A 13,627-nucleotide genomic window follows, 5' to 3' on the forward strand; every position below is an offset into this window, starting at 1 on the left:
TTACTCCTCCCCTTTTAATTTCAACAAACATTCCAGTTTTTTTCGGAAATATACAAACTCATCTATTGAAAGCGCACAGTTCCGCTTTACAAAACTATAATCTAATGTCTGCTCCATACTTTTGGATCTTGACTCTAGAAACTCTGCAATTTTATATGCTGTCAGTTCTGTTGCTTTCTGTTCTGAATTCTCTTTGCAAAATGCCTGTACCATAAATCTCGCACATATATTCCATTTTTTCACAGCTTCCTTCATCGTCTGGTTCACACACGATACATCTGTTTTAGGCTCTTCAAATGAATTAAAATGCATTTTATAATCGTCATTAGAATTGGCAGGTCTAAAGTAAGAAGCTATTCTGCAACGATTATTTTCATCTTCTGTGAGTACTTCTGAAATATTGACCTGTGCAATATTTTCTGTATATGCTCCGATGCAAGCCGCTGTAAATTCTTCACAAAACAATTTTGCCACTTTTTCTGTTCCATACCTTCTTGCACTAGATGCAAATGGACATCTGATCACATCTGTTAATGCTACCTGCTCATTTAACCTCTGCTGCTTTTCTAATAATCTTGGATCTTCAAAACGTACCTGTGGCCATATATAAAAATTTTGCAGATTTGTTTTTATTCCTTTCTTTCTCTGCTGTTCGCGCTCTCTATTTCCTACTAGTTCCCCATATGTACGGACAGCACTTCTCACCAGCTCCTCACCTTGTTCTGACTGATTTAGAAGATATTCTGCCAGTCCAAAATATAGGATACTCCAGGAATCCTGGAGATTCTGCGCCTCTAATTCCTGTATACAATTCATAGATTATTCTTCCTTTCTACCCTTTTTCCTTGAATAATTAGGCCATTCCTTCATGAATTGGAAAATCATCCAGATCACAAATCCTGCCATGATAACAATACTTCCATATACTAAAATATCCATTTACATCCTCCTTCAACTTACTTGCGGATATCTACAATTTTGGCATCTTTTGCAAATGGTGTAATTCCAAAAAACAAAACTGCGCTCACAATAATACCATAGACAATTGCCGGTAATCCAAATATAACGATTTTATTTAAATCACAGATCAAGGCCACTGCCCCGCCGCCAATCATAGAAATTAAAGCACCTGTATAAGATTTTTTCCCGCTTCCAAAAATTCCATATAACATTGGAACAAGACATCCGCCTACATATGCTGTTGAACTTAAAGTCCAGACCGACATTACATCCGGAAGAAGTAACGCAAAACCCAATCCGAGAAGACCGACTGCTAAAATACCCACTTTGGTAACGATCACCATTTGTTTATCCGTTGCTTTTGGATTAATATAAGTTTTATAAATATCCACAGAAATATTAGTTGCTCCTGATAACATATACGAATCTGCAGTAGACATAATCGCCGCCATCAGTGCTGCAATGCAAAGTCCTTTAATTCCTGTTGGAAGATACTGCATCAATAATGTTGCAAATACCATATCCTTTGGAAGATCTGCTGGCAGTAAAACGACCGCAGCCAATCCCATTACTAAAGACATAACTAACAGAAGACATTGTGGAACTGCAGCAATAAGTGTACTGATCTGAGCTGTTTTGGCATCTTTCGCAGAAAAGAATCTTGAATATCTGTTTCCATCAATGAGAACGGGAAGTGATGTGGCACAAATCAATTTAATGGCTCCAGATGTATCTAACTGTAAATGTTCTGCGGGAACTGATGATGTAATTCCTGACCAACCACCTGCTCCGCTATATACCATAGCTGTAGCAAGTAAAACACCTCCTGCAAGGAAAATAAACTGAACATAATCAGTCATTGCAACTCCCCACATTCCACTTGAAAGCGTATATGCCAAAATAATTGCCATACCAATAATCATTCCAACTTTCATATTTACACCGAGCAGCAGGTGAATACATGTACCAAGCGCAATCGACTGCATAGCTGGTCCTGTTCCCATCATATATATTGCGCAAAACAGACCGCCCAGTGTCTGACACTTTTTTCCATATACTCTTCCCAACATTTCCGGTGCTGTAAAGCCTCCGATATTTCTCATCTTCTTTGCTACAAATAGTCCCATAAATAAGTTGATGCAAAGCAAAATAATAATTTTCGGAACTTCAACAATTCCATTCATATAGCTATTACCAACACTTCCGGTTAATGCGCCCCCACCAACTGCAGTCGCCAGCATAGTCGCTGTCATTACAGAAAGTCCCAGTTTTTTGTCTGCAACCGCAAAGTCCTGCATGCTGTCATCTGTTTTAAAATACATACCCACGCCAACCATAGACAACATATAAATAATAATCAACGCCCAATCTAAAACACTTGCCATACACTTTTCCTTTCTTTGCCAGTAATTTCCTGTAACATCCGAAGACTGTCGACCTCTTCACTGCATTAAGTATATCACTTGACAATTACAAACTGTTAATTTAAAATTTTGATTATAGTTATCAAAATATTGGAGGTAATCTATGACTTTTGAACAATTCAAATATGTCTTAGAAGTAGCGAAATGTGGTTCATTCAATCAGGCTGCTAACACAATGTTTCTTTCTCAATCCACACTCTCCACTTCCATAAAAAATTTAGAAGAAGAGCTTGGGCAATCCATCTTTTTCAGAAATAATCGAGGAATCCAGTTAACTTCTTTTGGACGTGATTTTATTTCTTATATCACACCAATATGCTCACAAATGACTCAATTAGAGCAGGTCTGTAAGCAAAAAAAATTTGATGAGAGAGTTTCATTTTCTGTTTCCAGCAATGGTTTTCGTTTTATCGCTCCTATTTGCGCAAAATTATATCAGCATTACCGCTCTCTTGGTATTCATATATATCATTATGACGGAATTGGGGATGAGACCATTGAGCATGTCTCTAATCAGCAAGTTGAAATAGGAATTGTACGCATTTGGGATTGTTATAAGCAAATTTACATGCGCCAGTTTTTTGCCAAAAAAATTTTATTTACTCCTTTAACCACAGTTAACATATGTATTATGGTTGGGTGCGGCAATCCATTATTCTATCAAAAAAAAGATTCTATTCCCGCATCTGTGCTGGCAGATTATCCTATGGTTGTTCACCCTAATTTACATTCCGGACCATTTTCTGATATTTTTTCCCGCTTAGGAATCCCAGAAAACAAAAATCGTATTATTGCTGGATCCCGTGCTATTATTTATGATACTCTTGAACATACAGATGCTTATTATGTGTCTTCTGATTTAAAACAGGGCTACCGGAAAATAGAAACTCCCAAAAATTTACGTTCTTTTCTAATTGATGGATGCACAATTACTTCTGAAATTGGCTGGATCCGACATGAAGACTATACGCTTTCTCCTATTGCCAAAGAGTTCATTAAAGAATTAACTTGGATGTTTCAAGAATTGTAATTATCATTTTTTCAATAACAGTTATGACTTTTATCGATAACAATACTATGTCTCACGATATAAACTTTGGGGGTGTCGGCAATCGCAACACCCCTTGTGGACTTTCAACGCAGACTGGCGGTAAGTTCATCATACTTAGAAACGTGCGCCGCAAGGCACACGCAAAAAAATGCTGCCTGCAAAATTAATCTGCACGCAGTATTTTTATACGATTCTATTCGCTTTTGAATTTCTGTTATTTTTCTTTCAACTCATCCGCCTTTTGCAAGTATTCTTTATCTTTCTTTCAGCTCATCCGCAATCTTCTTATACACCGGCATCGGAACATGGTACTTCTCGCCCATGCGGACCACCTCATATACGAGCCCATCGATCTCTGACTGCTTTCCTTCCATCACATCTCTCTGCATGGATGTCGTGGACTCCGGTGCGAGATGGGATAAGATCTCAAGGTTGACTTTCACATAGTCTCTCTCAAACGGAACCCCCATCGCCTCCGCCAACACCATGATCTCGCGGATCATCGCCTTGAACGCCTCGCGCTCCTCGCCCTCTCTCTGAAAATCTGCCGCTGTGGCATGATAGTAAAGGCCTGCAGCACCGATCGGGGATACATAGGAGAATTTTTCCAGGGCATCCCGGCGGATATTTTCGGAAAGTTCCCCGGAGATTCCGCTATCGTTGAAGTCCTTCGCGATTTCCTTAAGTTCTTCCCGAAACTCGCTCTTTTCCCGGACGCCGAATACGACCCGCAGGATCTTTCCGTGCTGCACAAGGGCACCCGGGCCTTCGATGTTGGCGGACACATAGATACATCCATCCGTCACAAGAATTCCCGGCAGTTTTTCCTGAAGACGCCTACCTGTTCCGTAGATGTTGAGGATCGGGATCACGATCGTGCTCTTCTTTGCGATCTTCCGGATAAAAGGTACCGTGCTGTCCAGGGAATATCCCTTGACACACACGAGGATCACATCCGGCTTTTCTTCCTCCCCTGCTGTCTCGATCTTTTTCTCATAAGATTCCATATTTTCCGCCTGCACTGGGATCGTCTCCACAGTTTCATCCCAGAGATGGCGGACGGTAAGTCCATGTTCCTTCATAGCGGCAAGATGAGCATTTCTCGCAATCAGCGTCACGTTTTTTCCCGCCTTTGTCATATAGGCACCAAGAATTCCTCCGGTGCCTCCTGCACCGATGATCAGATATTTCATAATATTTTTCTCCTCGATCAGTCTGCCTGATGCTCTACCTCATAGGCATGTTCTTCTTTGATCTTCTTTAATGTTTCCGGCTCGCGGATCAGATCCAACGCTGTAAATGCAAGCACCTTCGCGCCAAGAAGAATCGAATCCAGTCCCTTCTGTGAGCATGCCGCAGCAACCATTTCCTTGCTGTGGCCCTTGATCGGCTCATCGCTGATATTGATGGTCGGCTGGATCGCCGGAACAACCTGGGAAACATTTCCGATGTCGGTGGATCCCATCATGCGGTCTCCTGCCGGTTTCGCTGTCTCGCCGAACAGTTTCAGGTTCTTCTCATAAACTGCATCAAAGGACGGAGTCGGCACCATATTCTCTACCCAGTTCTGATACGGCTTCATGCTGCCCTTTGCGCCCATTGCCATTGCGGAAGCTTCCACGATCCGCTCTACCTTCGCGTACACATCCTTTAAAGTGCTGGATGCAGCCGCTCTCAGATAAAATTTTGCTGCCGCATAATCCGGTACTGTGTTCGGCGCCTGTCCACCGTTTACGATGATTCCGTGGATACGCACATCATCGCTTAAATGCTGGCGCAGGGCATTGATGGAATTGTATGTCTGGATCAATGCGTCTAAAGCATTGATTCCCTGTTCCGGTGCCGCAGCCGCGTGGGATGCCTTGCCCCAGAACTCGATATCGATCGGTACGCAGCCTAGTGTCTTTGAGGTAAGCTGATGGCCAACGCCCGGATGTGCGGAAAGTGCCGCATCGACGTCCTTAAAGTAGCCCTCACGGACGAAACTTCCCTTTGCACTTCCATTCTCTCCGCCTTCCTCGCCAGGAGTTCCGTAGAGACGTACCTCACCGCCGACCTCATCGATCACGCTCTTTAACGCCGCAGCCGCCAGAGAAGAAGTTGCTCCAAACAGGTTATGTCCACAGCCATGTCCAAGTCCTACAAGGGCATCGTACTCCGCAAGGAAAACCATGACCGGACCGGGTTTCCCGGATTTATAGCTCGCCGCAAAACCGGTTCTGTGACCAGCTGCCGGCATCTCTACCTCGAATCCCACGCTCTTAATCTGATCTGCAAGACGTTTGGAAGCGAAAAACTCATAATTGCTGACCTCCGGCTTCTCATGGATCTCCAAAGCGATCTGCTGATATGTCTTGCCGTTTGCCTCTACATAATCCACAATTTTCTTCTGTAATTCGTCCATTATCCACAATCTCCTTTTCTTTTATCCCATAAATTCACTGCAATATTCTTATAAGGAAAAAGACCTGACAAAAACCTACTTGTCAGGTCTCTTAATGCGTATTATAGTTCTTTTCGCCTAAATTTTCCAGTCTTTTCTTCCGATTTCACCGATCTGTTCCGGCAATTATTTTCCTACTCTTACTTCCTCAAACTCCTCCTGGATCTCCTTTGACGGCTCACCGGTCGCAAGGCTGACAACAATCAGACAGAGCATTGCAATGATAAACGCCGGAAGAAGCTCATACACATTCCATGCACCGCCTAACGGACGAACGCAGTATTTCCATACAAATACCATGACTCCGCCTGCAATCATGCCGACAAGAGCACCGTTCCTGTTGGAACGTTTCCAGAATAATGCCGCAAGGACCACCGGTCCGAATACAGCGCCAAATCCAGCCCACGCAAAGGACACGATTCCAAATACGGAGCTGTCCGGATTTCCCGCCAAAAATACTGCGATCACTGCGATAAAGAGAACCGTCGCCCGGGCAACATGGATCGTTCTCTTCTCCGTAAGGTTTACGCCAAACATCCCCTTTAACAGGTTCTCAGAAACAGCGGAAGATGCAGCAAGAAGCTGGGAATCTGCGGTAGACATCGTGCAGGCTAAGATTCCGGCAAGTGTGATTCCCGCACCCACGATCGCGAGGAATCCATGCTGGCTTAAGAGTGTCGCAACCTGAATGATGATCGTCTCCGAAGCGGATCCCTTTAACTCTGCCATCACGCCATTCTTTGAGAGGCTGTAACCGACAACGCCGATAAAGATCGCAACTGCCATAGAGATTACGACCCATACCGTCGCGATCCGTCTGGAAAGTGATATATTCTCCTCGCTTTCCGTCGCCATAAAGCGGAGAAGCACATGCGGAACTCCAAAATAACCAAGCCCCCAGGCAAGAGTAGAGACGGTTGTTATGGTTCCATAAGAGGAAGCGGTTCCTGCCTCGCTGTTATATGTAGCTGTTAATGATAAAAAGCCCGGCAATTCTTTCGCATTTTCAAGAACATTCTGAACTCCTCCGCTCATGGATACGCCGAAACATACCACAAGGATCAGGGCGATCGTCATAACAATACTCTGGATCAGATCCGTAAAGCTCGCCGCCATAAATCCACCGAGTGCTGTGTAACCGACAATAACGACAGCACTGATCAGCATAGCCGCCGTATACGGAATTCCGAATAATGTGGAGAACAGTTTTCCACATGCCGCGAATCCGGACGCTGTATACGGGACAAAAAAGATAATAATAAAAATTGCGGAAATTCCCAATAACAGTTTCGAGTCATCGCGATACCTGTTTGCAAAAAAATCCGGCAGTGTGATCGAATTCGTCTTTGCGCTGTATCTCCTGATGCGTTTCGCCACGATCAGCCAGTTTAAATAGGTACCGATGGCAAGTCCGATCGCAGTCCAGGATGCGTCACAGATACCGCTGAGATAAGCCACTCCCGGTAATCCCATCAGCAGCCAGCTGCTCATATCCGATGCCTCCGCACTCATTGCAGTCACAAAAGGTCCTAATTTTCTTCCGCCAAGATAGAAATCGCTGGAGTCATTGTTTCCTTTAGAATAGAAGAAACCGATTGCCAGCATCATCACCAGATAGGCAATGATCACAAGAAAAACACCGATGATTGCTCCATTCATTTTTCATACTTCCTCTCATTTTAGTCTGCTATATTAGTTTAATAAAGCGTTAATGTAGTTTAGTATAGCAGAAAATGGCCGGATTGCAAGTGTTTTCCAGGGATTTGTATCCGAAAAAAGGTCGGCACATTTCCCGTGCCGACCTTTTCCTGCCTTTGTTCAGTTTTCATAAGATCCTGATCTCGGTATCCTTACCGCTTCTCATCCCAGCTTCCGTCCTCCCGGACAAACCAGCCGTCCGGTGTCATGCGGTTCGCGAACATGATTCCTCTTGTTCCGTCGGAAAACGGATTAAAGTAATACCACTTTCCGTCAATCAGAACCCAGCCCGTCTTCATACCGGTGTTGACATCGATATAGAACCAGTTTCCGTAAACCGGATCAAAGATCCATCCGGTAGCCAGATAGCCATCTGTATCAAATACCCACCAGTTTCCATCGATCTGAATCCACTCATAACTCTGAGCTGCCGAAGAATTGCCGGATCCGGAATTTACTGCTCCCGCTGCCTTCGGATAACTTCCGTCTGCGTAACGGAACCACCAGCCTGCGTTTGTCTGTATCCAGTGACTGTAGCCATCATTCAGGCTTCCGTTGTCATTCTTTAACATCTCTTCGGTAAGTGTCTTTCCGGAAACAATACCGGAATTTTCATTCACATAGCCTTTTTTCGCATCCTTCGCGGTCGCTCCCTGTCCCGGATTGTTGGTTCCGGATTTCGGCATCTTGCTGTTCGCCGGTTTGGAAGTTTCCTCATAATCGTCACTGTCACTCTCCGGATAGCGTGCTGTCAGAACGCCATTCTTCCAGGTGATCGCATAATTCTTTGCAGAAAGTCCGGACGGAACGATCTCGTAAGTATACTCACGGCTTTCCTCTGTGTAATCGCAGGTTACAACCAGAGTTCCGGTAAGAACCGCTTCCGTCTCGCTGTTTACAAATCCATCATAAACAACTGTATACTCCGGTGCTTTTACTCCGAATACAACGTTCTTATCCTCTGCAGTGATCACAAGCGGAGCCTGTGTGATCGCAAAGTCGTAGGAAACACTTCCCTCCGTGTAATTCTTTCCTTCCGAAACACTGTAAACCACACGGTACTCTCCCACATCGACCGGATCAGACGTTAAGACCTCATTCGTCTCCCGGTTCGTGATCACGCGGCTCATCGTACCGTTCCCGTCCGTTGCCGGAGTCAGATCCACAGCTTTTCCGTCATAGACACGAGTTGTGTACAGATTTGCGGAATCGGTGAAGACCGGGGTTCTGCGCTGTACTTTCAATGTACCCGGTACAACCTCTACCTTATAGTTCTTCAGACCATCTACAACTGCCTGAACCACATACTCCCCGACATCATAGCCTTTTGTATATGCAGTCACAAATGATAAAACAGCATGCTGATTTTCAAGAGTTTCTTCTCCTACCATGCCCTTTACCGAATCAACGGTAAACTTCGGAGCATCTTCCAGATAGGTTGTCTCCTGATCTGCTGTCACAACCTGAATCTCTTTCTGCGTGATCGTTACAATCGCGCTTCCTGTGTAAGGTTTGTAGTTCGGTGCTGTGATCTGATAGTAAACCGTATAAGTTCCGGTGCATCTGTTCCGGTATAAGTATCCGGCTCCAGTCCGTATTCTACCACCTCATCTTTTACAAGCTCATCCTGTACAGAAACCTCAATCACATGTGAATGACCATCATAGATTCCTTCATATCCATTTGCCGTGACGTTTTTCATCTCGGCTTCTGTGATTGCAAATTCATACGAAATTAAACCTGCCTGATAATTGGTTCCCTCTGCGACCGAATACGTAGCCTTATAGGTTCCCACATTGACCGGATCCGTTGTCAGAACATCACCCGTCTCTGTATTTTCAACGATATAACTTCTTGCACCGTCTCCATCTGTCGATGGTGTGAGATCCACAGAAGTTCCATCGTAGACTCTGCTTCCATCCAGATTTTCTTTTATCTCTCCGTTTTCTCCTTTATCACTATCCTCAGCAAGCACCCCCCTGACAAATTTTTAACAGCATTTGCCGGTGTCATGCGCATTGCCTGTGCATTCATAATTCCTTCCATCCTCGCGAAGTCGGAAAGCTCATCCGCAAATGTTGTCAGACCGAACTACGCATTCTGTATACATAGAATTGCCGCCATTCCGATCGCGGCTGCTCTTTGAAGTCGTTTTCTCATACTGCCATCTCCTTTGTGTTGTCATCATAAGACTTTTTTCCTAATATATCGAACTTTTCACCAGCTCAAATATCAGACTTTATTCTACTATTTTTCATTTGCCAATCAATAGACTTGGAACGAATAGACTTGCAACAGGAACGAATAGCTGCTATCTGCTGTTCACAAATTCGATCTCCGAAATATTGAACAGGATGCAGCCGCAGTGCCCCGGAAAAGTCGGGAAGCATGTGACCTTCAGATTCGCATCGATTTCCGGGCTGTAGTCGATGAGCTCCAGTTTCTCCCCGTAAAGGACGGCCCGTTCATAGCTTCGAAGCCATTTGGAATCCATATTGCTGAAAAGACTTCCGAATGAATTTCCAATCAGCCGGTCTAACGGCAGTTTTTCCAGCCTCGCAAGTTCCGGATTTCCATAGCGGAAGATCCAGTCAACTGCTCGTTTCTCCTCATCAAATACCATCTCGATATCCGTAAATGCGAATGGGAGTTGATCGAAACTGCGGTAATAGTTATGGTACTCATCATTCGTCATCGGGACCCCATGATTCTGAAATTCCCGGATCATGCCCTGCTGGACATTCCGGAGTGTTTTCATGATCTCCCCTTTCTTACGGGCCGTATACCCCAGAGATTCCCCATTACTGAGATTGATGGTATCCGTGACGTTGTGAATTGCCATGACAGCCACAAGGCAGCCGCGATGCACCCGCAAAAATCCGTCCCCGATCTTCTCCTCGATCTCCCCAAGCGTCATCGTCGTCCGATACACCTGGTCTCCCAGCACATGGATATTTGCGTATTTTCCATTCATCAGAACATATAAGATCGTACTCACTCTTAAAGCGATCGTTTTCCTCGCCGAGACGATCGTTATGTATCTTTCTTCTGGCATGAAACAGTTCCTCCGTAAGATTTTATATTTTATTGAAGCTTTTATATCTGAAATTATAAGTGGATTTCACAGCAGAATCAATTCTACCTGCACAAGATGTCGAAATTTGGATTTTTGAGATTCCCAAACACAGAAAGACATAAAAGGAGAAGTAAACAGATCGAATAGCAGAATGATGAGACAATCACTTCGCAATATATCAGCTTTATTTTGATATATTGCGAAGTATAATATCTAGATAAAGTCAGTGCTACGTAGCTCCCTGAAAAAGATGCACACTTTTATATTTCTTTTAGCAAAAATGCCATATAGAGTGGAAGTGTAAGTATCTGTTCCGCACGTCCAACATTATAGTCTCCAAGTTTGATTGCATGACTGACATGGTATTTTTCAGGATGATTCAGGATTGTTCTGGTGCTTTTTGTATTACCTGTAGATGCTTTTACCTCTACCAATGTGCATTCACCTTTATAACGGATCACAAAATCCACCTCAAGTCCACTGTCTTTATGGAAATAGTAAAGTTTTCTTCCCATTTTACTGAAAATATCAGCAATCAGATTTTCGAAAACTGCTCCTTTATAAGCATGAAGATTTCCTTGAAGAATATCGTATTGCGTACCATCCTCCAACATGCTGACAAACAGACCACAATCGCGCATATACACTTTAAATGTATTTTCTTCTGCATTTCCGTCTAAAGGCAGTTCCGTAATACTAAGATTATAACAGCGCACAATAATACCTGCATCCTCGATCCATTGCAAGCTTCCAGCATACTTTGAAGCGGTAGATCCCTTTTTGACAATTGAATACTGAAATTTCTTATTTTCTTTACTGAGTTGTTTAGGAATAGACTGAAAACATTCTTTGATCCTTGATTTATCTTTTTTTTCTGCGTATTTTATCATATCATCTTCATATGACCGAACAATATCTCGTTGAATCTGTAGAACTTCGTCCATCTGTTTTGTGCTTACAAATGTCTGTACCACATCCGGCATGCCGCCAACAACTGTATACTGCAAGAGCAACTGTTTCATACGCTTGTGCAATGCTTCCGGAACTGTTTTTTCATTCTGCAAACATGTTTTCAACAGTTCAATCACCGGAGTTTCAATTCCATTTGCCCACAGGAATTCTTCAAAATCCAGTGGATACATATCAATTACCGTTTCCGACCCAACTGGGACCGATTTTGGTTCTTTTCCATATCCTTTTACACCCAAAAGTGATCCCGTACCTATCACATCGTAACGCCCATCCATGCGAAAAAATTTCAAAGCTGTTCGAGCTTCTGGGCACTCCTGAATTTCATCCAGGACTAAAACAGTATTGCCACTTTCAAAGACTGCTTCCTTACCAAGTAAGGCCGAGAGCATCATAACAATCGTATCTACTTCCAGAGAGCCTGAGAATACAGCAACATAGTCTGGATTTTCAAAAAAATTCAAATACACAACATTTTTATAATTTTTCTTTGCGAAATCAAGAACAGAAAATGTTTTGCCACATTGCCTGCACCCCTTAATAATCAATGGTTTTCGATTTTCTGTGTTTTTCCAAGCGATTAATTTTTTTTCAATTTTTCTTTTCAGCATAATGATTTCACCTCTTTTCTATAGAGTACAACGGAATATTCATTTTTTCAAGGGAGTTATATAAGATATAACAAACTTTTTTAAACGACTTTTTGACAAAATATAAACTTTTTCAAGTGACTTTTTCGATAAAGTGCAAACTTTTTCAAGCAACTTTTTATAATAGACACCGCTGGTAAATGATTTTTTCACAAAAAAAGGACATCCACACTGGATATCCTTATAAAAAAGAGCACGAGGCGTCGCAGGCGAACGTCCGGGGGACGTTCGCCTGCGACGACCGGAGCGGAGCGTAGACATTCGAACCGTTCAAACCCGGCAGGGCTCGAACACTCAAGAAACCTGCTGTCCACTTGATGATCCTTTCATTTTAGTTACTTATCCACACTTCATCTGCATCGCAAACTCTTTTTCCACAAAAAAAGAGGATACCCACACTGGATATCCTCAAAAAGCGAGCACGAGACGGGATTCGAACCCGCGACCCTCGCCTTGGCAAGGCGATACTCCACCACTGAGCCACTCGTGCATAGGTAACATACCTTCAAAACCACATATTGAACATCATCAACCTTTGAATCTCCACTTGACCTTCCTGGATAAGCCCTCGACCGATTAGTAACAGTCAGCTCCGTACATTACTGCACTTCCACCTCTGCCCTATCTACCTCGTCGTCTTCAAGGGGTCTTACTTCTTTCGAATGGGATATCTCATCTTGAGGGGGGCTTCACGCTTAGATGCCTTCAGCGTTTATCCCTGCCAGACTTGGCTACCCGGCCATGAGCTTAGCAGCTCAACCGGTACACCAGCGGTCCGTCCATCCCGGTCCTCTCGTACTAAGGACAGCTCCTCTCAAATATCCTCCGCCTGCGCCGGATAGGGACCGAACTGTCTCACGACGTTCTGAACCCAGCTCGCGTACCGCTTTAATGGGCGAACAGCCCAACCCTTGGGACCTACTTCAGCCCCAGGATGCGATGAGCCGACATCGAGGTGCCAAACCACTCCGTCGATGTGAACTCTTGGGAGTGATAAGCCTGTTATCCCCAGGGTAGCTTTTATCCGTTGAGCGATGGCAATCCCACTTTCATACCACCGGATCACTAAGTCCTAGTTTCCTACCTGCTCGACCCGTCGGTCTCGCAGTCAAGCTCCCTTCTGCCTTTGCACTCTTCGAATGGTTTCCAACCATTCTGAGGGAACCTTTGAGCGCCTCCGATACCCTTTCGGAGGCGACCGCCCCAGTCAAACTCCCCACCTGACATTGTCCCCGATCCAGATCATGGACCATGGTTAGAAACCCAGTAACGCAAGGGTGGTATCCCAACAGCGGCTCATACGAAACCAAAGTTCCGTACTCGTAGCCTCCCACCTATCCTGTGCATGCATTACCG

At 44.1% G+C, this 13,627-nt stretch carries 10 protein-coding genes, 1 tRNA gene and 1 rRNA gene (1 of these 12 running past the window's edge); 1 reads left to right on the forward strand and 11 read right to left on the reverse strand.

What is annotated here, in order from left to right:
• Nucleotides 1-816, reverse strand: coding sequence for an L-2-amino-thiazoline-4-carboxylic acid hydrolase (locus ACXMYH_RS13190; protein WP_329752652.1), 816 nt, complete (start codon nucleotides 814-816; stop codon nucleotides 1-3).
• Between the two features lie 140 nt (nucleotides 817-956).
• Nucleotides 957-2,345 carry a sodium:solute symporter family protein gene (locus ACXMYH_RS13195; protein ID WP_329752653.1) on the reverse strand — a complete coding sequence of 463 codons (1,389 nt, stop codon included), beginning with the start codon at nucleotides 2,343-2,345 and terminating at the stop codon, nucleotides 957-959.
• 142 nt (nucleotides 2,346-2,487) lie between these two features.
• Between ACXMYH_RS13195 and ACXMYH_RS13200 the strand changes: the two genes are divergently transcribed.
• Nucleotides 2,488-3,414, forward strand: coding sequence for a LysR family transcriptional regulator (locus ACXMYH_RS13200; protein WP_486555044.1), 927 nt, complete (start codon nucleotides 2,488-2,490; stop codon nucleotides 3,412-3,414).
• A 275-nt stretch (nucleotides 3,415-3,689) separates the two neighbouring features.
• Here ACXMYH_RS13200 and ACXMYH_RS13205 read toward each other — a convergent pair whose 3' ends face one another.
• The 9 genes from ACXMYH_RS13205 to ACXMYH_RS13245 all read right to left on the reverse strand — a co-directional run.
• Complete coding sequence (locus ACXMYH_RS13205) at nucleotides 3,690-4,628, reverse strand: 2-dehydropantoate 2-reductase (protein ID WP_329752655.1); 939 nt, start codon at nucleotides 4,626-4,628, stop codon at nucleotides 3,690-3,692.
• Between the two features lie 17 nt (nucleotides 4,629-4,645).
• On the reverse strand, nucleotides 4,646-5,839 hold the full coding sequence (locus ACXMYH_RS13210; protein ID WP_329752656.1) for a M20 family metallopeptidase: 1,194 nt from the start codon (nucleotides 5,837-5,839) through the stop codon (nucleotides 4,646-4,648).
• 165 nt (nucleotides 5,840-6,004) lie between these two features.
• Nucleotides 6,005-7,537 (reverse strand): sodium/proline symporter, encoded by a 1,533-nt coding sequence (locus tag ACXMYH_RS13215; protein ID WP_486555045.1) that lies wholly within the window; start codon nucleotides 7,535-7,537, stop codon nucleotides 6,005-6,007.
• A gap of 191 nt (nucleotides 7,538-7,728) precedes the next feature.
• Nucleotides 7,729-9,036, reverse strand: coding sequence for an MBG domain-containing protein (locus ACXMYH_RS13220; protein ID WP_486555046.1), 1,308 nt, complete (start codon nucleotides 9,034-9,036; stop codon nucleotides 7,729-7,731).
• 26 nt (nucleotides 9,037-9,062) lie between these two features.
• On the reverse strand, nucleotides 9,063-9,551 hold the full coding sequence (locus ACXMYH_RS13225) for a hypothetical protein (RefSeq protein ID WP_486555047.1): 489 nt from the start codon (nucleotides 9,549-9,551) through the stop codon (nucleotides 9,063-9,065).
• A gap of 336 nt (nucleotides 9,552-9,887) precedes the next feature.
• Nucleotides 9,888-10,631 (reverse strand): LytTR family transcriptional regulator DNA-binding domain-containing protein, encoded by a 744-nt coding sequence (locus ACXMYH_RS13230; RefSeq protein ID WP_486555048.1) that lies wholly within the window; start codon nucleotides 10,629-10,631, stop codon nucleotides 9,888-9,890.
• Nucleotides 10,632-10,912: 281 nt separating this feature from the next.
• On the reverse strand, nucleotides 10,913-12,232 hold the full coding sequence (locus tag ACXMYH_RS13235; protein WP_117471125.1) for an ATP-binding protein: 1,320 nt from the start codon (nucleotides 12,230-12,232) through the stop codon (nucleotides 10,913-10,915).
• A 457-nt stretch (nucleotides 12,233-12,689) separates the two neighbouring features.
• Nucleotides 12,690-12,761: transfer RNA gene (locus tag ACXMYH_RS13240), tRNA-Gly, on the reverse strand.
• Between the two features lie 66 nt (nucleotides 12,762-12,827).
• Nucleotides 12,828-13,627: ribosomal RNA gene (locus tag ACXMYH_RS13245) — 23S ribosomal RNA — on the reverse strand (it continues 2,087 nt past the right edge of the window).

It is taken from the genome of Pilosibacter sp. NGB245 (assembly GCF_057397225.1).

Excerpts from the sequence above, each read along its gene's own strand:
- ACXMYH_RS13190 (WP_329752652.1), bottom strand. The coding sequence starts at position 816 with ATGAATTGTATACAGGAATTAGAGGCGCAGAATCTCCAGGATTCCTGG.
- ACXMYH_RS13195 (WP_329752653.1), bottom strand. The coding sequence starts at position 2,345 with ATGGCAAGTGTTTTAGATTGGGCGTTGATTATTATTTATATGTTGTCT.
- ACXMYH_RS13200 (WP_486555044.1), top strand. The coding sequence starts at position 2,488 with ATGACTTTTGAACAATTCAAATATGTCTTAGAAGTAGCGAAATGTGGT.
- ACXMYH_RS13205 (WP_329752655.1), bottom strand. The coding sequence starts at position 4,628 with ATGAAATATCTGATCATCGGTGCAGGAGGCACCGGAGGAATTCTTGGT.
- ACXMYH_RS13210 (WP_329752656.1), bottom strand. The coding sequence starts at position 5,839 with ATGGACGAATTACAGAAGAAAATTGTGGATTATGTAGAGGCAAACGGC.
- ACXMYH_RS13215 (WP_486555045.1), bottom strand. The coding sequence starts at position 7,537 with ATGAATGGAGCAATCATCGGTGTTTTTCTTGTGATCATTGCCTATCTG.
- ACXMYH_RS13230 (WP_486555048.1), bottom strand. The coding sequence starts at position 10,631 with ATGCCAGAAGAAAGATACATAACGATCGTCTCGGCGAGGAAAACGATC.
- ACXMYH_RS13235 (WP_117471125.1), bottom strand. The coding sequence starts at position 12,232 with ATGCTGAAAAGAAAAATTGAAAAAAAATTAATCGCTTGGAAAAACACA.